Raw genomic sequence first — 20,364 nt, forward strand, 5'->3', positions numbered from 1 at the left:
GCCGATCGACACCACCCGGTCCGCGGGCTGGTTCTCGCTGGTCGACAAAATGCGGTACGGCGTCCCCGCGACCGGGATGGTGCGTGAACCCGGTGTCAGATCGGGTAATTGGGTCGGCGTGCTCGCGGTGACGCTCCCGCTGTCGCGGACGGTGACCGCGATGTCGTTGGTCAGTCCGGGCAGCAGGCTGATGAAGCGGATCGCGATGACCGGTTCGACCAGCACGATGCGCGCGGCGATCGCGAGCTGCTGATCGGATTGCTGCACGTTGTTGCGCTCGATCGCGCGAATGCTGATCACGCTGATCACCGAGACGATCACGATCGCCCCCGCCGCGGCCGCGCCCGCGACCCGGGTGCGCAGTGAAAACGCCCGCAGCCGTCGGGTTTTCGGCGCCGCAGCGTCGGTCATTTGGGCGCCCGGAGTACGAAGCCGACCCCGCGGATCGTGTGCAGCAGCCGGGGCGCGCCGTCCACTTCGAGCTTGCGGCGCAGGTAGCCGACGAACACGTCGACCACGTTGGTGTCGGCGGCGAAGTCGTAGCCCCACACCAGTTCCAGCAGCCGTTCCCGGCTCAGCACCACGCCGACGTTGCGGGCCAGCGTGGACAGCAGCTCGAATTCCCTTTTGGTGAGCTCGATTTCGTGTCCGTCGAGCAGGGCGCGATACCCGGCGACATCGACCTCGAGCGGTCCGACGGTGATCGCGCCGGGCGTCGCGGGCGGAGGCGTATCGGTGCGCCTGCGCAGCAGCGCCCGGATCCGCGCGACGAGTTCGGCGAGCACGAACGGCTTGACCAGGTAGTCGTCCGCACCGGACTCCAGCCCCGAGATGCGGTCGTCCACCGAGGCTCTGGCGCTGAGTACGCAGATCGGCACCTCGTTGCCCATCGCCCGCAACGCGGTCACCACCCCGGCGCCGTCGAGCACGGGCATGTTCATATCGAGCACGATCGCGTCCGGCGCGTGCTCGTTCACGCTGCGCAGCGCCTGCGCCCCGTCCCGCGCGACGAGCACGTGGAACCCGGACAGCCGCAGCCCGCGCTCGACCGACGCGAGCACGTCCTCGTCGTCATCGACGACGAGGACGGTCGGTGTAGAAGCAGGTGTCACAGCGTCCATTTTGGGCTAACCCGCCGCGTCGGGACTTCAGGCAGGGTAGTTGTGGCAGGTCGCGGCGACCTGGCGGATGGTCTCGGCGAGTCCGGCCGCGCGCGGATCGTTCTCGGCCTGTGCGGCCGCGTCCGGGTTCTCGGCCAGGGCGCGTTGCAGATCCGCGCGGCGCTGTTCGACCGGCTGATCGAATTTGCGCTGCAACTCGGCCTTCTGCGCGGGGTTCGAGTCGAGGATCGAGGCCAGCTGCGGCGCCTTGTCGTGCAGCGCGGCGTCGACCTGCGCGAACGTACAATCCGATTCGAGCAGCGGCCCGGCCAGCGTCATCGGATCGGCGGCCGCGATCGCGGGACTGAGGAACAGGGCCACGGTGGCCAGTCCGCCCGCGGCGAGTGCGGCGACGGCGGGACGACCAACGGAACGCTTCATGTGTTGCCTCCAGAGCATCGAGGGGGTTGCTTCAGCGCCCTCGACGCTAGGCCGTCACACTGGCCCCCGTTTGAACGTTCCTTAAGGAATCTCTGTGTAGCGGTCGATCACCAAGGCACAGTGGATTTTTCGCGAGTGCTGGTTCAGGCGGGCGAGCCGACGTCGGGCGTGGCGACCGGCGCCTGGTCGGGCGTGGGCGCCGAACCGTCCAGCGGCCGGGCCGCCCGGATCTGTGTTTCCAGCGCGTCGAGCACTGCGGGGTCCTCGATGGTGGAGGGCACGTCGTAGGTCTCGCCGGCCGTGATCTGCCGGATCGTCTTGCGCAGGATCTTGCCGGAGCGGGTCTTCGGCAGCGCGGTCACGATGACGGCGTCGTGCAGGGTCGCGATCGCGCCGATCTGGGTGCGAACCCGTTCGATCAGCTCGTCGCGCAGCTGCGCCGGGTCCACTTCGACGCCCGACTTGAGCACCACGTAGGCCAGTGGGCGGTGGCCCTTGAGTTCGTCGGGCAGGCCGATCACCGCGCATTCGGCGACGGCCTGGTGACCGGCGATGGCCGCCTCGATGCTGCCCGCCGAGAGCCGGTGCCCGGCCATGTTGATCACGTCGTCGCTGCGGCCGAGCACGTAGAGATAGCCGTCGTCGTCGAAGTAACCGGAGTCGCCGGTGAGGTAGTGGCCGGGGTAGGCGGAGAGATAGGAGCGCTTGTAGCGCTCGTCGTCGTGCCACAGCCCGGTCAGCGTGCCGGGCGGCAGCGGCAGCCCGATCACGATGTTGCCCTCGGTGTTCGCCGCCACCGGGTTGCCCTCGGAGTCCAGCACGCGCAGCCGGTACCCGGGCACCGGCACCGACGCCGAGCCCGCCTTGATCGGAAGTTGTTGCAGGCCGAGCAGATTCGCGCAGATCGGCCAGCCGGTCTCGGTCTGCCACCAGTGATCGACCACGGGGCAGTCCGTTCGCCCGGCGAGCAGCACCTCCTCGGCCCAGGCGTAGGTGGCGGGATCGAGGCGCTCGCCCGCACAGAACAGTGCGCGCAGCGACGAGAGATCGTTGCGGTGCGCCAGCGCGGCATCCGGGTCGGCCTTGCGGATGGCGCGCAGCGCGGTCGGGGCCGTGAACAGTACGCGAACATTGTGCTCGGCCACCACGCGCCAATACGCGCCCGCGTCGGGGGTGCCGACCGGCTTGCCCTCGTAGAGCAGCGTGGTCGCGCCGACCAGCAGCGGCGCGTAGACGATGTAGGAATGGCCGACGACCCAGCCGACGTCGGAGGCCGTCCACATCACCTGTCCCGGCCCGATGTCGTAGATGTTGCGCATGGACCAGGCGAGGGCAACCGCGTGTCCGCCGTTGTCCCGTACCACGCCTTTGGGTTTCCCGGTGGTGCCCGAGGTGTAGAGGATGTAGAGGGGATCGGTGGCGGCGACCGATACGGGATCGGCCGGTGTCGCGCCGCGGACAGCGTCGTCCCAATCGAGCCATTGCGCGGCGACGGTCTGCGAGGAACTCGGTAGTGATTCCGTGGCGGCCTGCGGGGCGGGGAAGTGGATGGTGCGGAACTGCTCGCGCTGCTTCACGATCACCGTGCGCGGCGCGGTGGTGCCGGCGAGGTCCAAGGCCTGCAACACAATCGGCGGATATTCGAGCTGTTTGCCCGGTTCCAGGCCGCCCGAGGCTGTGATGATCAACACCGGCTCGGCGTCGTCGATGCGGGCCGCGAGCTCCGGCGCGGCGAAGCCGCCGAACACCACCGAGTGCACCGCGCCGATCCGCGCGCAGGCGAGCATCGCGATCACGGCTTCCGGGATCATCGGCAGATAGATGACCACGCGATCGCCTGCGACAACGCCGATTCGGCGCATCGCACCGGCGAACTCAGCTACCTTTTCCAGCAGTTCGGCGTAGGTGAAAACGCCTCTGGTGCCGGTCATAGCGGAGTCGTATATTAAGGCGGGCTGATTCGCGAGGCCCCCCTCTTCCCGCACATGCCGGTCGAGGGCGTTGAAGGAGGTGTTGAGGCGAGCGTCGGGGAACCATCTGGCCACCGGCCGCGCGGTGGTGTCGACGACCTGGGTCGGCGGTACGTCCCAGTCGATCGCTTCAGCCGCACCAGCCCAGAACTCGGCGGGATCGACCAAGCTGGTCTGATAGACCGGTCGGTACTCGTGCCGCACGTTCAAACCCGTGACTCCCTAGCCTCGCCTCGATGCCCGCCTCGATAGATCTGGTTGATTGTGGCAGACTTCACGCGACGCCCGGGATGGTGTTGTGACCATTGGTTTTGCCTGGAACGGGCAGGTCAAGGGGCGCAGCCTGACTCGGAGTCACCCAAGAAGTTATTGATCCGTTAGAATCTGATGTCACTTATTTGGGCCGTCGTAGACGCAATTTCTCGGCCAGCCGCAGTTCTCGGCCAGCTCCGCCTGTCGAGCCAGTATGCGTGTGGAGGTTCGCTGATGGCGCGTGGTTGGGGCCAGTTTGGAAAGTGAGTGGGAGATGCGTGACGCCGCTAGGTCCGGCAGAAGGCGCTGGGCGCTCGGCAACTGGGACCTGCGCTGGAAGGTAACGGCAGTCCTGGCCGTTCCGCTGGCGGTCGCGGTAGGGCTCGGCGTGTCCAGGATTTCATCAGAGTTCGCGGATTCGAGCCGGCTTGCCGGGGTCGCGGAGAACGTCGGGGCGATCCCCGCGGTCACTGCGCTGAGTGCGCAGACGGCGACGACCGTCGGTTCGCAGATGATCGCGGTCGCGCCGAACGTGTCCGTGGTGACCGATCAGAACCTCGCCGATCTCGACAAGGCGATCGCCAACGCGGAGAAATCTGCCGACCGGCTCAACGGTGTCGCCGGCGCCCGCGCGGCGCTGGACAGTATGCTCACCCAGGCCAAAGCTGTTCGGGCGCAGGGTAAGAACGTCAGCACCACGCCGACCTCGGATGCCATCGGACTGATCGACCGGGTCCGCAACGACAGCGTGCGGATCGTCGAGACGACGGTCGGCCAGGTCAGCGATACCGCGGTCGACACCGCGAAACTGCGGCTGGTCGACTCGCTCAACACCCGCGCCACGCTGGTCGGCGAGGTCGCCGCCTTCCCCGAGGTGCTGCGTAACCCGACCACCGGCGTGCAGGGCTTCCTCACCGCCGCCAACACCGAGCGTTCGCTGCTCAGCGTGCTGTCGCACCGATTCCCGGACGGGGACACCTCGATCGCCGACCTGCGGGCCGGCATCGACACCCGAGTGGCGCTGCTGAGCAGCCCGGAGTCGCAGGCGGGGCGGATTCCGGTCGGTGATCTGAAGAAGTCGCTGACCGACAGCCTCGCCGTCTACGAACTCGTGGTGAGCCGGGCCACCAAGGACATCGACAGCGCGATGAACTCGCTGGTGTCCACCGCGCAGCGCGACGCGTGGACCTACACCGCGGTCGTGGTCGCGACCATCCTCGCCGCGTTGCTGCTCGCGGTGTTCGTGGCGCGCTCGATGATCGTGCCGCTGCACCGGTTGCGCCTGGCCGCGCTGCGGGTCGCCGAAAGCGATCTACCGCACGAGGTTTCTCAGCTACGTAACGGCGCGTCACCGGAAGAGGTGCCGCTGGAACCGATGCCGGTGCGCAGCACCGAGGAGATCGGCCAGCTGGCCCGCGCCGTCGACGACATCCACGGTCAGGCGCTGCGCCTCGCGAGTGATCAGGCGCAGATGCGTTCGCAGGTCAACGACATGTTCGAGACGCTGGCCCGGCGCTCCAAATCGCTCGTCGATCATCAGCTCAGCCTGATCGAGGCGATGGAGTACGACGAGAAGGACCCGCGCCTGCTGGAAAACCTGTTCCGGCTGGACCATCTCGCCGCGCGTATGCGGCGAAACGGTGACAACCTGCTCATCCTCGCCGGTACCAGGCAGCGCCGCGCCAAGTCCGCGCCGGTCGAGATCGCCGACGTGCTGCGCGCCGCGATCTCCGAGGTCGAGGACTACGAGCGGGTGAAACTGGGGGCCACACCGCGTGGTTCGCTGGTCGAGCCCGCCGCCTCCGATATGGCGCACCTGTTCGCCGAGCTGCTGGACAACGCGCTGCGCGCCTCCCCGCCGGAGACCGACGTGAAGTTCACCTTCGCGCAGGCGCACGATCAGGGCATGCTCATCGAGGTGGCCGACCGCGGTATCGGTATGCCGCCCGCCGAGATGGCCGATATCAACCGGCGGCTCGAGCAGACCGCCGAGCCCGGTCCCGACACCGCCCGGCACATGGGTCTTTTCGTGGTCGGCAGGCTGGCCGAGCGGCACGGTCTCACCGTGCGGCTGCGGCCCACCTTCGACACCGCGCGCGATCCCGGCGTCACCGTGACCGTGCACGTCCCTGTGGGACTGATCGTCGCGGGCAAGCCGATCACGGCCCAGCCCGTCACCCCGTCGCCGCAGACCCCCGAGCGCACGCGCCCGGCCGGTCCGTCGTCGATGCAGATGCGGGCGATCACCCGCACCCCCGGCGGCAACGTCATGGTCACCGTCGATCCCGGGGTGAGCGGGCCGATCCCGGTCAGCAAGCCGAATACCTCGCCCAGTACGCCGATTCCGGCCGCGGGCGGGCTGCCGCAGCGGCAGCCGGGCAGCAATATGGCCGCGACGCAGGGGAATGCGCAGGGGCCCACCCTGCGACCCGCGCCCGGTCAGCAGCAGTCCAGCGGCCCGCAGCGGGGCAAGCTCGCCGCCGCGAACCTACCCAAGCGCAACCTCAACCCGGGCGGTCCGCCGCGGCCGCCGGGCGCGCCCGCCGAACCGACCGTGACGGGTCTGCCGCCGCGCGACCCGAATTCGGGCGAACTGCCGAAGCGGCAGCCGGGCACCAACGGTGTGCCGCAGCCGAGCATCAGCGGACTCGCCCAGCCCCCCGGCGGTCTGCCGCAGCGCCAGCGCGGCGAGAACGGCCTGCCGCAGCGCGAGAGCGCGTCCGGTGGGCTGCCGCAGCGTGAGCCGAATGCCGGTGGCCTGCCGCCCCGTCAGGGGCCGAACGGCCTGCCGCAGCGGGAAGGACTACCTCCGCGCGATCCGAACGCGGGTGGGCTGCCACAGCGCCCGACGGCGGCCCCCTCGTCGGGTCTGCCGCAGCGCGAGCCGGGCGCCAACGGCCTGCCCCAGCGTGAGCCGAGCTCCGGCTTGCCGCAGCGGGACCGGGCGCGGGCGGCTTGCCACAGCGCGACAGTGCTTCCGGTGGCTTGCCCCAGCGCGATCCGAGCGCGGGTGGCCTGCCGCAGCGTGCGGCCGGAGCGAGTGGCTTGCCGCAGCGCGAGCCGAGCTCGGGCCTGCCGCAACGTGATCCGAGTGCGGGTGGGCTGCCGCAGCGCGAGAGTGCCGCCGGTGGCCTACCCCAACGTGAGCCGAGCTCCGGTCTGCCGCAGCGCGATCCCAGCGCAGGTGGTCTGCCGCAGCGTGATTCGAGCTCCAGCGGTCTGCCGCAGCGTGATCCGAGCGGAGACGTTTTGCCGCAACGTGATTCGAATACGGGTGGACTGCCGTCCCGGCACGCGGCGGCGACGAGCCTGCCGCAGCGCGAGACGCCGACCGGACTGCCGCAACGGCAACCGGGTTCGCAGGTGCCGCCGAATCTGCCCCAGCGCGAGCCGGGCGGGGACGGTCTGCCGCAACGCGAATCCTCGCCCGGCATCGGCCTTTCGCCGCGCAGCCGCGGCGTCGAGGAGCCGTCCGGCGACGCGGACGCGACCGGCGGCGATCCGGGCCGGCACAGCTACCGGGCCAACCCGGGCCGCACGGCATCGTTCTTCCAGACCAGGCTGCAGCCCGCGGTCGACACCGGCGATTCGGTGATGGGCGGGACACCAATTTTCGCGGAAATGATGTCCGCGTGGCTGTCAGACCCCAATATGGATCGATCCCAAGTGGCCGCTTCCTTCGAATCACCGGGTGATGAAGGGTGGCAGGCGGCCCGGCGGGCGAGCGAGGCACAGGCAGAAACGAAGACGGCGGCCGGGTTGCCGCAACGCAATCCGGGCGGAAGGCTGGTCCCGGGCGCCGTCAACGGTGCGGTGGAACGGGCACCGAGCCGCGATCCAGAAACAATCAGGTCCAGCTTGAGTCGTCACCAGCAAGGCGTCCGGGATGGCCGCGCAATGAGAGCAATGAACCTAACCGGAGATAAAGGAGACCGATGAACCCCGATCTAGGTGGTACGAATCGTCAGCTGGATTGGCTGGTTTCGAACTTCGCCAACGAGGTTCCTGGCGTAGCCCATGCCGTCCTGGTCTCGGCTGACGGCCTACTGATGGCCGCGAGCGCTCAGCTGCCCGTCGACCGCGCCGAGCAGCTCTCGGCCGTCACCGCCGGACTGGCCAGCCTCTCGGTCGGCGTTTCGAACCTGTTCGAGGGCGGCACCGTGTTGCAGTCCGTCGTCGAGATGGAGCACGGCTACCTGCTACTCATGGCAGTCGGCGACGGCTCGTACCTTGCGGTGCTGACCAATACGTCATGCGATATCGGTCAGGTCGGGTACGAGATGGCGCTGTTGGTCGAGCGTGTGGGCCAGACGGTTCAGGCCACGCCACGCGTCACGATGGGTTCCTGATGGTGGGATGGACATAGAAGATCACCGCGTGGGGAGCGCCGAGCCGAGTCTCGTCCGCCCATACTCGTTGACCGCCGGCCGAACGAGGCCCGCGGTCGAGTTGGCGTTGGAGGCGCTCGTCGCATCGCATCCGGTCGCCCTGGAGCGGCAGTTCGAACTGACCAACATCGAGACGTCAATCGTGGAGTTGTGCAGAGAATCGCCGTCCGTTGCCGAGGTAGCAGCCCGATTGGGTATCCCCATCGGGGTGGCGCGTGTGCTGGTCGCCGACCTGATCGAGGCCGGGCATGTGCGCGTCTCGGCAACTTTGAAAGACGATTCCAGCGACGATGAACGTCGCGAGCTGATCGAAAGGGTTCTCAGTGGACTCCGGCGTATTTGATTCGACGGCGCAGGTCGACACCCGTACCAGCAAGCCGACGTCGGCGAAGATCGTGGTCGCGGGTGGCTTCGGTGTCGGGAAGACCACGATGGTCGGTGCTGTCTCGGAGATCGTTCCGCTGCGCACCGAGGCATTGGTGACCAATGCCAGTACTGGAATCGACAACCTGACCGGCATTCCGATGAAGTCGACCACCACCGTGGCGATGGACTTCGGCCGGATCAGCCTCGCCGACGATCTGGTGCTGTACCTCTTCGGTACGCCGGGCCAGTACCGATTCTGGTTCATGTGGGACGACCTGATCCGCGGCGCCATCGGCGCCGTGGTGCTGGTCGACACCCGCAGGCTCGAGGACAGCTTCGCGGCCGTCGACTACTTCGAAGCGCGCGGCCTGCCTTTCCTGGTGGCGCTCAACGAATTCGACGACGCGCCGCGTTACCCGATCGAGGACATCCGGCAGGCCCTTGCGGTGCCTGCCGATGTGCCGATCCTGTCCATCGACGCCCGGCGTCGCGAGCCGGCCAAGCAGGCCTTGGTCGCGCTCACCGAATACGCCCTGCGCAAGGTGATGCAGGGCTACTGAGCACTCGCGCGGCGTCGCCTCGGCACCGGTGCCGACTGGTTAGTCTCACCCGGTGAGGATTTCGGCGCGCGAGCTGCTCGGACAATTGCTCGACCCCGCCTCGTTCGTCAGCTGGGATCGGCCACCCGTCACGGTGGCCGCCACCCCGCGGTACCGCGAGGACATGCAACAGGCAGCGGTCGCGGCGGGCACCGATGAATCGGTGCTCACCGGCGCGGGAATGCTGCGCGGCCGTCGAGTGGCCGTAATCGCCTGCGAATTCGGTTTTCTCGCCGGGTCGATCGGCGTCGCCGCGGCGGAACGGATCGTCTCCGCCGTCGAGCACGCCACCGAACTCGGGCTGCCGCTCATCGCCTCACCGACCTCCGGTGGCACCCGCATGCAGGAGGGCACCGTCGCCTTTGTGCAGATGGTGAAGATCGCGGGCGCGGTCGCCGCGCACAAATCGGCGGGCCACCCCTATCTGGTCTACCTGCGTGACCCCACCATGGGCGGCGTCTTCGCCTCGTGGGGTTCGTTGGGGCACATGACTTTCGCCGAGCCCGGCGCGATGATCGGGTTCCTCGGGCCGCGCGTGTATCAGGCCCTGTACGGGCAGCCGTTCCCGGAGGGCGTGCAGACCGCCGAAAACCTTTACCGCCGAGGGGTTATCGACGGGGCGGTGACCGTCACCGTCTTCCGGCGTATCGCGCACCGCGCGTTGAGTGTGTTCAGCGGGGTGGTAGCGCCGGAAAGCGATGTGACGACGGTTATTCCATCACGCCCTCGGGTCGGCGCGGTGAATTCCGCTGAGGCGGAACAGCAACGAGTGACAGGTCCGGATTCGGTCGCGTCCTCGGCCGCCTCCTGGCAAGACTGCGGCACCGGCGTCGATCCTGCTGTGCTGTCGAGTCCAGTTGGGGCGGAAGCGCTCTCGGAGCGGGCCGGTTCGGCGTGGGAGTCGGTGCTGATCTCGCGCCGCCCGGACCGGCCTGGCATTCGTGATCTGCTGCGGCAGGTGACGCAGCGGGTCCCGTTGAGCGGCACCGGGCAGGGCGAGTCGGACCGGACGGTCGTGCACGCGCTGGCCCGGTTCCGTGGTCAGCCCTGCGTGGTGTTCGGGCACGACCGGACCGGTCAGCTCGGCGAATACGCCATGGGGCCGGCCGCCCTGCGCGAAGCGCGCCGGGCCATGGCGCTTGCCGAAGAGTTGCGGTTGCCGCTCGTACTAGTCATCGACACGGTCGGCGCCGCGATGTCGAAAGAGGCGGAGGAGCGCGGTTTGGCGCCCGAGATCGCGCGCTGCCTGGCCGATCTCGTGACGTTGGACACACCGACGGTCTCGGTGCTGCTCGGCCAGGGCACCGGTGGCGGCGCGCTCGCGCTGCTCCCGGCCGACCGCGTCCTGGCCGCCACCCACGGCTGGCTGGCACCGCTGCCGCCCGAGGGCGCCAGCGCCATCGTCTACCGCGATACCGAGCACGCCGCGGAACTCGCTCGCGCCCAACGCATCCGCGCCGCCGACCTGCAAGCCGACGGCGTCGTCGACCGCATCGTCCCCGAATTCCCCGACGCCGCCGACGAACCGGTGGACTTCGCCCGCCGCATGGTCGCCGCCATCGCCACTGAACTGGCCCACCTGCGCACCCGCCCGCCCGCCGACCTCCGCGCCGCCCGCCACCACCGCTACCGCCGCCTCGGCCTCCCGCAATGAACCGGGCCGCACCGGAGCCTCGTCTCCTGTCATGAGGGTCACTGTTCGCTGCAGGGAACCCGCAGGTTGAGCAGCAAACATGGAGACAACACGCCAGGGGGCAGCGTTGACGGCTCGCCGCCGCACTTCTACCGTCGCAGGGTGACCTTCAGAAGCGAGACCTCCGCCGTTCCCTCGATCGTCCTCAACGACGGGAATGTGATTCCGCAGCTCGGCTTCGGCGTCTTCCTGGTCCCCGACGACGAGGTTTCGCAGGCCGTCACCGCCGCGCTCGAGGCAGGCTACCGCAGCATCGACACCGCGGCGGTCTACGGCAACGAAGCGGGCACCGGCCGCGCGATCCGCGAGTTCGGCCTGCCGCGCGACGAGATCTACGTCACGAGCAAGGTGTGGAACGCCGATCAGGGTTTCGACTCGACGCTGCGCGCGTTCGACGCCAGCCTGGAGCGGCTCGGCCTGGAGTACCTCGACCTGTATCTCATCCATTGGCCGGTTCCCGCCGCCGACCGCTACGTGGACACCTTCCGCGCGTTGCAGGCACTGAAGACGCAGGGACGGGTGCGCTCGATCGGCGTCTCGAACTTCACCCAGGCGCACCTGGAGCGGCTCATCGCCGAAACCGGTGAGATCCCCGCCGTGAACCAGATCGAATTACATCCCCGGATGGCGCAGCGCGAGCTGCGTGCGTTCCACGCCGCCAATGCCATCGCCACCGAGGCGTGGGGTCCGCTCGGCCAGGGCACCCTGCTCGACGATCAGACCATCGCCTCGATCGCCGGCGCGGTCGGCCGCACGCCGGCCCAGGTGATCATTCGCTGGCATCTGCAGCTCGGCAACATCGTCATCCCGAAGTCGGTCACTCCGGCCCGCATCGCGGAGAACTTCGACGTCTTCAACTTCGAACTCTCCCGCGACCAGGTGGACGCCATCAACGCGCTCAACACCGACAGCCGGGTGGGCGAGAACCCCGACACCTTCGCCGCCGGTCTCGACGGCTGAGCATTGCGCGCCGAAATCGCGCACAGGCTCAACGTGATTCGGTGCCGCGGACTGCCCGTCCTGGAGGTCACCCAGTGCGCGCACGGATGTGAATCGAACGACTGATCAGTCGGATCCGCGCCCGATGCCCAGGTAGCGAGTGAGTTCGGCGGCCGCGGCGCGTCCGGCGCGGTTGGCGCCGATGGTGCTGGCGGACGGGCCGTAGCCGATCAGATGGATGCGCGGATCCTTCGCGACCTGAGTGGCGAGCCGCCCGGTCATGGTGATGCCGCCGCCGGGGCCGCGCAGCCGCAGCGGCGCCAGATGATCCAGGGCGCTGCGGAATCCGGTCGCCCAGACAATCACCTCCGCCCGCTGGAAGGTCCCGTCGGCCCAGCGCACCCCGTCCGGCTCGATGTGGTCGAACATCGGCAGGCGATGCAGTGCGCCCCGGGCCTGGGCCGCGCGCAGCCGGTCGTCGAGGCGCAGCCCGGTGACCGAGACCACCGAGCCGGGCGGCAACCCGCGGCGCACCCGGTCCTCCACCTGCGCCACCGCCGCGCGACCGTCCTCGGGGCCGAACGAGTCTTCACGGAAGATCGGTTCTGTGCGCGTCACCCAGGTGGTCGAGGTGACCTGGGAGATCTCGTCGAGCAACTGCACCGCCGAGATGCCGCCGCCGACCACGACCACGTGCTTGCCCGCGAATTCCGCGGCGGTGCGGTAGTCGTGGGTGTGCAGCTGGCGTCCGGTGAAGGTTTCCGCTCCGCGATAGCGCGGAATGAACGGATGCTCCCAGGTGCCGGTGCCGTTGATCAGGCCGCGCACCCGAATGGTTCCGGCCGAGCCCGTTTCGGCGTTGAGCACCGGCCCGTGCTCGGCGGGGCTGCCGTCCGCCGCGCGATCGCACACGACAGTTACCGAGACCTGCCGGCGCACGCGCAGATCGAATCGCTTCTCGTAGAGCTCGTAATAGTGCGGCACCGCGGTCGCCGCGGGCGCCGATTCGGAACCGGGCGGCAACGTTTCGGCGAACGACATGCCCGGGAGGTCGTGCACCCGGTTCACGGTGGTCAGGGTCAGCGACGGCCAGCGAAATTGCCAGGCCCCACCGGGTCCGGGCGAATGGTCGACGATGAGAAAGTCCTGCTCGGGGCGCAGCCCCAGGCGCTGGAGGTGATAACCGGCCGACAGTCCCGCCTGACCAGCGCCGATCACCAGGATGTCGAAGTCTGTCGGCACAGCCGATGATCGTATCGGCTTGAGCGAAGTGTGCCGTCCGCTGTGGCAAAGTGAATGTAACCAGACGGATCGCTCAGTTGGGGAGGTCGCATGCTCGGAGTTAGCCGAGACGGTGACGTAGTGACCATCGAACTTCAGCGCGAGGAGCGGCGCAACGCGCTGAACCTCGAACTGATCACGCTGCTGCGCGAAGCCGTCCTCGCCGCCGTCGCCGACGACGCACGGGTGCTCGTGCTGACCGGGCGCGGTCCCATCTTCAGCGCGGGCGCGGACCTGTCCGGGGTCTACTCGCAGGAGTTCCTCGGCGGCCTGATGGACATGCTGCACACCATCGAGTCGGTGCCGATCCCGGTGATCTCGGCGATCAACGGCGGCGCGCTCGGCGCGGGCGTGCAGCTGGCGCTGGCCTCGGATCTGCGGGTGATCGAACCGGACGCCTATATCGCGATCCCCGCGGCCAAGCTCGGCATCTCGGTGGACCGCTGGACCATGACGAGGCTGGTCTCACTGATCGGCGGCGGTCCCGCCCGGACCATTCTGCTCGGCGCGGAATCGGTGACCGCGGCCGACGCCTACACTTTCGGCTTCGCGAACCGGCTCGGCTCGCTCGCCGACGCACAGTCCTGGGCCAAGCAGATCGCCGCGCTGGCGCCGCTGTCGCTGCGGCACATGAAGCTGGTGCTCAACGACGACGGCACCAGGGCCCCGGACACCGCGCAGCAGCGCGCCGCCCTGGAGGCGGCGTGGAGCAGCGCCGACGCCCAGGAGGGGCGCCTGGCCAGGCAAGAGAAACGTGCCGCGAAATTTGTGGGGCGATGATGAGCATTCGCAGCATTGTGGGTTGGGCGGCCGGGGCGCTCGGTCTCACCTGGGTGGTGCGCGCGGCGTGGGGCATCCCCTCCGCGATGGGCGCCTCGATCTCGGCCATCCAGCCGTACGCGACGGGCGCGACCACCTACCGCGACCGCCAGTTCCACAACACCGAGCCGAGTAGTCAGATCGTGGCGGGATCGGCGCCGTCCCTGCTGGTTTCGGCGCTCACCAAGCGTAACGTCGGCCGGCCGACCGGCGTGATCCCGTTGCAGACACCGCAGTTGCCCGCGGCGGCCGCCGAGCTGGCCGTCACCTGGTACGGGCACGCCACCGCGCTGATCGAGGTGGACGGCTACCGGGTGCTCACCGACCCGGTGTGGAGCGATCGGGTTTCGCCGTCCGCGCTGGTCGGGCCCACCCGGATGCATCCGGTGCCGACGCCGCTGTCCGCACTGCCCGTGGTGGACGCGGTGATCATCTCGCACGATCACTACGACCACCTGGACAAGGACACCGTCCGCGAACTCGTGCTGCGCCAGACCGCGCCGTTCCTGGTGCCGATCGGTATCGGCGCGCATCTGCGGCACTGGGGCGTGCCCGAGCACCGGATCATCGAATTGGATTGGGGCGGTTCGGTTTCGATGTCCGCGCTGGGCCGGGCGCACGCGGACGCGGACGTGACCATCACCTGCACCGAAGCGCGGCACTTCTCCGGCCGCGGCCTGGTGCGCAACACCACGCTGTGGGCGTCGTGGTCGATCGTCGGCCCGACCCGGCGGGCGTACTTCGGCGGCGACACCGGCTACACCAAGGCGTTCGCGGATGCCGGCGCCGCACTCGGGCCGTTCGATCTGACCCTGCTGCCGATCGGCGCCTACGACGAGCGGTGGCGTGACGTGCACATGAACCCGGAGGAGGCGGTGCGCGCGCACGCCGATCTGTGCGTCGGCAACGCGGGTTACGGTCTGCTCGTGCCGATCCACTGGGCCACCTTCAATCTCGCCTTCCACGGCTGGTCCGAGCCGGTGCGCCGGATGGTCGCGGCGGCGGAGCGGGCCGGCACCACGATCGCCGTTCCCATGCCCGGTCAGCGGGTCGATCCCGATGCGGCGCCCGCACGGGAGTCGTGGTGGGAAGATGTGGGGTGAACACTCGTGCTAGTGGGCTACGGAAAGGATCGAACGCTATGAGCTTCGCCGATACTCTGAAGGGCCTGGTCGGCAAGGGCAAGGACGCGGCAGCCAAGAACGCCGACAAGATCAACGATGCGATCGACAAGGGCGGTGACTTCATCGACCAGAAGACGCAGGGCAAGTACTCGGACAAGATCGCGAAGGGCAAGGAAGCCGCCAAGAAGGCGGTCCCGCCGGAACAGCCGGGCGCCCCCGAGCAGCCGGGTCCGCAGGGCTGATGAGCGGCGGGGACCAGGTTTCTGTCGGTCCCCGCCTCTAAAATCGTTGTCATGGCAGCCCGCCGGAACTTCGGGGGTATCGAGGTTGAGCTGAGCAACCTCGACAAAGTGCTGTATCCAGCCACCGGCACCACCAAAGGCGAAGTCATCGCCTACTATTCGGCGATCGCGCCCGCCATGCTGCCGCATATCGCCGGTCGAGCGGTCACCAGGAAGCGCTGGCCCAACGGCGTCGACGAGCCTTCCTTCTTCGAGAAGAACCTCCCGTCGCACGCGCCGTCCTGGATCGAGCGACGCACCGTCCGGCACTCCGATCGCACGGTCACCTATCCGCTGATCGAATCCGAGGCGGGGATGGCCTGGCTCGGCCAGCAGGCGGCCCTGGAAGTCCATGTGCCGCAATGGCGTTTCGACGGAGACGAGCGGGGGCCGGCCACCCGGCTGGTGTTCGACCTGGATCCCGGGCCCGGCGCCGGGCTGGCCGAATGCGCGAGGGTCGCGCTGGCGGTGCGCGAGATGGTCGAGGGCATCGGCCTGCGCGCGTTCCCGGTGACCAGCGGCAGCAAGGGAATTCACCTCTACGTCCCGCTGGATCGGGAGTTGCGCGGCAGCGGCGCGTCGACGGTGGCCAAGCAGGTCGCGACCAATCTGGAGAAGCTGCATCCCGATCTGGTGACCGCCACCATGTCGAAATCCGTCCGTGGCGGCAAGGTATTCCTCGACTGGAGCCAGAACAACCCGTCCAAGACCACCATCGCGCCCTATTCGCTGCGCGGGCGCGAGCAGCCGAACGCGGCGGCGCCGCGCAGCTGGCGGGAATTGGAGAGCCGGAAGAAGCTGCGGCACCTGCGTTTCGACGAAGTCCTCGCGCGCTGGCAGTCCGACGGCGACCTGCTCGCCGAGCTGGATCCGGCACTGCCGCCACGCAATACCGCCTCGGCGGAGTCGGGCCCCGACGCTTTGGCGAAGTACCGGTCGATGCGCGATCCGGCGCGCACGCCCGAACCCGTGCCTGCCGACCGGCCGGTGCCGGGGGCGGACAGCCGCTACGTCGTGCAGGAACACCATGCCCGCCGGCTGCATTGGGACGTGCGGCTGGAGCGGGGCGGCGTGCTGGTGTGCTGGGCCGTGCCGAAGGGACCGCCCACCTCCTCCAAACAGAACCGCCTCGCCGTGCACACCGAGGATCACCCGCTGGAGTACCTGGACTTCCACGGCACGATCCCGAAGGGGCAGTACGGCGGCGGCGATATGACGATCTGGGACTCGGGCACCTACGTCACCGAGAAATGGCGGGACGACGAGGTGATCGTCCGATTCCACGGCGAACGCCTCAACGGGCGCTATGCGCTGATCCAGACCAACGGCAACCAGTGGCTGATGCACCTGATGCGGGAGCAGCATGGCGACGCGGCCGAGCCCGAGCGGGACGGTGCGGACACGGCCTCGACGGGGCGGATCATCCGGGTGTCCAGCGGTCCGTCGCCGTTCCCGCGGGGACTCGCGCCGATGCTCGCGACCCCCGGCGACGTCGCGGACCTGCACACCGACGAGTGGTGCTTCGAGACGAAGTGGGACGGCTTCCGGCTGATCGCGGAGATCAGCTCCGGCACACTGACTCTGCGGAGCCGCAAAGGCAACGTGGTGACCGCGCGGTACCCGGGGATCGGGCCGCTGGCCGACGAGCTGGCCGGGCACGAGGTGGTGCTCGACGGTGAGGCGGTGGTGTTCGACGACCACGGCGTCGCCAATCTCGGCCTGTTGCAGGCGGATGCGGCGCGGGCCGTGTTCGTGGCGTTCGACGTGCTGTATCTGGACGGCACTTCGCTTGTCCGGAAAAGGTATTCCGACCGGCGCCGGGTGCTGGAGGCGCTCGCCGGCACCGCGCCGTCGCTGCGGGTGCCGCCGCGACTGGACGGCGAGGGCGCGGACGCGGTGCGCTACAGCCAGGACCACGGCATGGAAGGCGTGATCGCCAAACGGAAGGATTCGGTCTATCTGCCCGGCAAGCGCGGGCACTCCTGGGTGAAGCAGCGCAACTGGCGCACCCAGGACGTGGTGGTCGGCGGCTGGCGGCGCAGCGAAGCACGCGAGTTCAAGTCGCTGCTCGTCGGCATTCCGTACGAGGGCAGGCTGATCTACGTCGGCCGGGTCGGCACCGGTTTCAACGATGCCGACATGCAGGAGCTGTCGGGGCGGCTGGCGAAACTGGAACGCAAGACGAACCCCTTCGACAACGACCTGACCGCCGAGGAACGCAAGGAAGCGGTGTGGGTGACGCCGAAACTGCGCGGCTCGGTGCGGTTCATGAACTGGACCGAGACGGGTCGGCTGTGGCACCCGGCCTGGCTCGGTGCGCAGGACTGACGGTGTGACCGTTTTCGCGCTCGTCGTGCCGTTGCCGTGGGTGTTCGCCTCGGTAGGGTGAGTCCGCGGTTGAACTCAGCGCGAGAACGAGGAGTGCACAGTGGACTTCAAGAACCTGGCAGGCAAGGCGCTCGACCTGGCCCAGCAGAACGCCGACAAGGTGGAGACCGTCATCGAGAAGGCGGGCGATATCGTCGACCAGAAGACCGGCGGCAAGTTCGCGGGGCAGGTGGACTCCGCGCAGGAGGCGGCGAAGAAGGCCCTGCGTAAGGAGGGCTGAAAACCGGCTTCGGGGCGTCCAGTTCGTTCCGTTTGATTCGGCGTCGATCCCGTTGGGGCGAAGCGTCTTTCGATGGCGGACACGCGCGGCTGCGGCTTTGACCGAGGATGCCCGTTGCCCGGTGGCGTGCTCGGCCAGTACCGTGGACAACCCGGGGCTCGAGTAAATCGGCGCAGGTCACGGCCGGTGCACGGGTGCTCCCGGGCGAACTCGGGGAGGCCCTGTGCGCGACCACCATGCTGCCGCCGAGCGCGGCGTGTCCGGCCTATCGCGGCTCGCCGGTCGAATGTGTCGGCCCGGCAACGAATTAGGGGTTTCGGCGAAACATCCGGCGAGTACCGGCCGGGGTGAGCGCGGGCAAGGTAGGTTGCCTGCCATGGCGACTCCGAGCGGAATCGGTAGTGGGGCAACGTTCGTCGGCGCGGCAGCATCCACCGGATCCCGGAGATCGGCCCTGCTCAGATTCGGATTATCGGTAGCCGCCGCGCTGCTGACCGTGACGCCGCTCAGCCCGTCGGGGGCGGCGCACGCCCAGATTCCACCCCCGGACGCCGACCCCTTCTACGCGGCGCCGGCCGATCTCGCCGCCTACGCCGAGGGCGCGATCGTGGACTCGCGCCAGATCGCGCTGTTCGGTCTGCCGCTACCGGTTTCGACCTGGCAGGTGAAGTACCGCAGCACCGACGCGGGCGGCGCCGCGATCGCGAACGTCGCCACCGTGATGGTGCCGATGCTGCCCTGGTTCGGGCCGGGACCGCGGCCGCTGCTGTCGTATCAGATCGCCGAGGACAGCCTGGGCACCCGGTGTGCGCCGTCCTACGCGCTGCGCGGCGGCGGTGATCTCGGTGGCGCCCAAGCCCTGATCGACACCCCGTTCATGGCCGACGCGTTACGCCGCGGCTGGGCGGTGGTGACCAGCGATCACGAGGGCCCGCAGGCACGGTTCCTGGACGGGGTCAACGCGGGTCACGGTGTGCTGGACGGGATCCGTGCCGCGCGCGCCTTGCCCGCGGCCGGTCTCGGGCCGCAGACGCCGATCACCGCATGGGGCTATTCGGGTGGGGCGTTCGCGACGCTGTGGGCCGCACAGATGCAGCCGCAGTACGCGCCGGACATCCGATTCGCGGGCATCGCCGCGGGTGGTCTGCCGTCGAACTGGCCCGCCATCGCCAAACATGTGGACGGCACCGGCCAGGCGGGCCTGGCCATGCTCATCCTGCTCGCGGCGATCAAGGACCAGCCGAACGCCGGTGTCGCCGATCTGCTCAACGAGCGTGGTCGCGCGATGCTGGCCGCCGACGGCAACGCCTGTGGTCCCGACTTGGTGCTGAAGTACATGGGCGCCCGCGTCGACGACTACGCCGCGGTCCCGGACCTGCTGTCCCACCCCGGTTTTCGAGCCGCCACCGCGGGCCAGGAGCTGGGCGAACCGGCCCCGACGGTACCGATGTACCTGTACCACAGCACCACCGACGACGTGATCCCCCCGGCGGGCTTCACCGACCTGGTCGGCCGCTACTGCGCACAGGGCGCCGACATCACGTATCTGAATTCGCCGCTCCCCGGCCACAATCCGGCCGCCGCGGGCGAAGCGCTCGGCGCCATGGCCTACCTCGCCGACCGGGTGGCCGTCAGTCCCGTGCCGCAGGGTTGCCACCCGCGCTAGCCTGCTGCCGCGTACCTTTTCGCGGGCCGCGCAACGGCTCGCCGGGCGACGCGCCGCTGCTGGCATGAAAGGTGCGCGTCGTCACGCGCGTCCCGAATCCGACTGCCGCACAGAACAACACGGCGCACACCGGCCGAGCGGGCCGGTGTGCGCCGTGTCGGGTGCGCGTCAGTTCTTGGGGCTACCGTCGTTCATCCACTTGGTGGTGCCCGGCGGGGCGGTCAGCGTGCCGATCAGGTCGATACCCGCGACGATCAGGGTGGGCCCACCGGCGACGATGGTGCCGATGATGCCACCGACCGCGGCGCCCGCCAGGACGCTGGCGATCACCGTCGGCCCCCCGAGGATGCCGGTCAGGCCGACCAGCGCGCCGATCGCGGTGCCGATGAAACCGCCGACCGCGGTGGCGATGCCGAATTGCGCGAGAAATGCGTCCTGGGCCCGCTGATTCTCATACGGCGAGGCGATTTCCGTCGCGGGCACCGGACGCGCTTTCGCCGCGTCCTTGACCACGGTTAGCTCCAGGGTCCGGCCCGTGTCGCGCACCGCGTGCGGTAGCGGGTATTCCAGGCCGTCCTGCCGGAAGGCCAGCGGCATGGTGACTACGGTGTTGCCTGCCTCGTCCTTCACCGCGACCGCATCGCCCGCGACCTCGAACGAGCCGCCGGTGAGCGTAGTGATGATCTTGTCGCCCACCAGGTTCGACGCATAGCCGATGTCGTTGGCCGCCGGAGCGGCCGGCGCTGCGTACGAGGTGCCCGCGCCGACGGCGACCGCCGCGACGAGAGGAATGGCAGCCGCAGTGATCTTGCGGAGAATCATTCGGGTGTTCCCATC

17 protein-coding genes and 1 pseudogene are annotated in these 20,364 nt (G+C 69.0%); 12 read left to right on the forward strand and 6 right to left on the reverse strand.

The window, feature by feature from the left end; genetic code table 11:
* From NBRGI_RS06405 to NBRGI_RS06420, 4 genes and pseudogenes are all read right to left on the reverse strand, one after another.
* A pseudogene (locus NBRGI_RS06405) lies at positions 1–411 on the reverse strand (sensor histidine kinase); the annotation flags it as partial.
* Complete coding sequence (locus NBRGI_RS06410) at positions 408–1,121, reverse strand: response regulator transcription factor (protein WP_014981569.1); 714 nt, start codon at positions 1,119–1,121, stop codon at positions 408–410. The gene NBRGI_RS06410 and the pseudogene NBRGI_RS06405, both read right to left, overlap by 4 nt.
* A gap of 27 nt (positions 1,122–1,148) precedes the next feature.
* Complete coding sequence (locus NBRGI_RS06415; protein WP_014981570.1) at positions 1,149–1,541, reverse strand: hemophore-related protein; 393 nt, start codon at positions 1,539–1,541, stop codon at positions 1,149–1,151.
* A 143-nt stretch (positions 1,542–1,684) separates the two neighbouring features.
* Positions 1,685–3,721: an AMP-binding protein gene (locus tag NBRGI_RS06420; protein WP_029893473.1), complete on the reverse strand. Its 2,037-nt coding sequence runs from the start codon at positions 3,719–3,721 to the stop codon at positions 1,685–1,687.
* A gap of 316 nt (positions 3,722–4,037) precedes the next feature.
* Here NBRGI_RS06420 and NBRGI_RS43485 point away from each other — a divergent pair, with 316 nt between their 5' ends.
* From NBRGI_RS43485 to NBRGI_RS06450, 6 genes are all read left to right on the forward strand, one after another.
* The gene (locus tag NBRGI_RS43485; protein WP_200882132.1) at positions 4,038–7,358 is read left to right on the forward strand and encodes a sensor histidine kinase; all 3,321 of its coding nucleotides are present in this window, start codon (positions 4,038–4,040) and stop codon (positions 7,356–7,358) included.
* A gap of 340 nt (positions 7,359–7,698) precedes the next feature.
* Entirely contained in the window at positions 7,699–8,112 is a 414-nt protein-coding gene (locus NBRGI_RS06430) for a roadblock/LC7 domain-containing protein (protein WP_011207200.1), read from the forward strand.
* 7 nt (positions 8,113–8,119) lie between these two features.
* Positions 8,120–8,494 (forward strand): DUF742 domain-containing protein, encoded by a 375-nt coding sequence (locus tag NBRGI_RS06435; RefSeq protein WP_014981573.1) that lies wholly within the window; start codon positions 8,120–8,122, stop codon positions 8,492–8,494.
* Positions 8,475–9,077 (forward strand): GTP-binding protein, encoded by a 603-nt coding sequence (locus NBRGI_RS06440; protein WP_014981574.1) that lies wholly within the window; start codon positions 8,475–8,477, stop codon positions 9,075–9,077. Before NBRGI_RS06435 ends, NBRGI_RS06440 begins: the two co-directional genes overlap by 20 nt.
* 52 nt (positions 9,078–9,129) lie before the next feature.
* Positions 9,130–10,770: a carboxyl transferase domain-containing protein gene (locus NBRGI_RS06445; RefSeq protein ID WP_029893478.1), complete on the forward strand. Its 1,641-nt coding sequence runs from the start codon at positions 9,130–9,132 to the stop codon at positions 10,768–10,770.
* A 141-nt stretch (positions 10,771–10,911) separates the two neighbouring features.
* Entirely contained in the window at positions 10,912–11,769 is an 858-nt protein-coding gene (locus NBRGI_RS06450; protein ID WP_029893480.1) for an aldo/keto reductase, read from the forward strand.
* A 105-nt stretch (positions 11,770–11,874) separates the two neighbouring features.
* Here the strand turns inward: NBRGI_RS06450 and NBRGI_RS06460 are convergent, their stop codons facing one another.
* On the reverse strand, positions 11,875–12,990 hold the full coding sequence (locus tag NBRGI_RS06460) for an NAD(P)-binding domain-containing protein (RefSeq protein ID WP_029893482.1): 1,116 nt from the start codon (positions 12,988–12,990) through the stop codon (positions 11,875–11,877).
* A 90-nt stretch (positions 12,991–13,080) separates the two neighbouring features.
* On the opposite strand from NBRGI_RS06460, the gene NBRGI_RS06465 reads away from it, so the two are divergent.
* The 6 genes from NBRGI_RS06465 (at position 13,081) to NBRGI_RS06495 (ending at position 19,527) form a co-directional block, all read left to right on the forward strand.
* A complete protein-coding gene (locus tag NBRGI_RS06465) occupies positions 13,081–13,809 on the forward strand; it encodes an enoyl-CoA hydratase (protein WP_029893484.1) in 729 nt (242 codons plus the stop codon).
* Positions 13,809–14,951, forward strand: coding sequence for an MBL fold metallo-hydrolase (locus NBRGI_RS06470; protein ID WP_036557683.1), 1,143 nt, complete (start codon positions 13,809–13,811; stop codon positions 14,949–14,951). Before NBRGI_RS06465 ends, NBRGI_RS06470 begins: the two co-directional genes overlap by 1 nt.
* A gap of 38 nt (positions 14,952–14,989) precedes the next feature.
* Positions 14,990–15,214, forward strand: a complete 225-nt coding sequence (locus NBRGI_RS06475) for an antitoxin (protein ID WP_029893490.1) — start codon at positions 14,990–14,992, stop codon at positions 15,212–15,214.
* A 51-nt stretch (positions 15,215–15,265) separates the two neighbouring features.
* The gene (locus NBRGI_RS06480) at positions 15,266–17,581 is read left to right on the forward strand and encodes an ATP-dependent DNA ligase (protein ID WP_029893492.1); all 2,316 of its coding nucleotides are present in this window, start codon (positions 15,266–15,268) and stop codon (positions 17,579–17,581) included.
* A 100-nt stretch (positions 17,582–17,681) separates the two neighbouring features.
* A complete protein-coding gene (locus NBRGI_RS06485) occupies positions 17,682–17,861 on the forward strand; it encodes an antitoxin (RefSeq protein WP_014981584.1) in 180 nt (59 codons plus the stop codon).
* Positions 17,862–18,237: 376 nt separating this feature from the next.
* Positions 18,238–19,527: a lipase family protein gene (locus tag NBRGI_RS06495; RefSeq protein WP_158439791.1), complete on the forward strand. Its 1,290-nt coding sequence runs from the start codon at positions 18,238–18,240 to the stop codon at positions 19,525–19,527.
* A gap of 168 nt (positions 19,528–19,695) precedes the next feature.
* Here the strand turns inward: NBRGI_RS06495 and NBRGI_RS06500 are convergent, their stop codons facing one another.
* The gene (locus NBRGI_RS06500) at positions 19,696–20,349 is read right to left on the reverse strand and encodes a hypothetical protein (protein WP_029893496.1); all 654 of its coding nucleotides are present in this window, start codon (positions 20,347–20,349) and stop codon (positions 19,696–19,698) included.
* Positions 20,350–20,364: the final 15 nt, after the last annotated feature.

Origin of the sequence: Nocardia brasiliensis IFM 10847 (genome assembly GCF_000710915.1) — a bacterium.
GTDB lineage: Bacteria > Actinomycetota > Actinomycetes > Mycobacteriales > Mycobacteriaceae > Nocardia > Nocardia brasiliensis_A.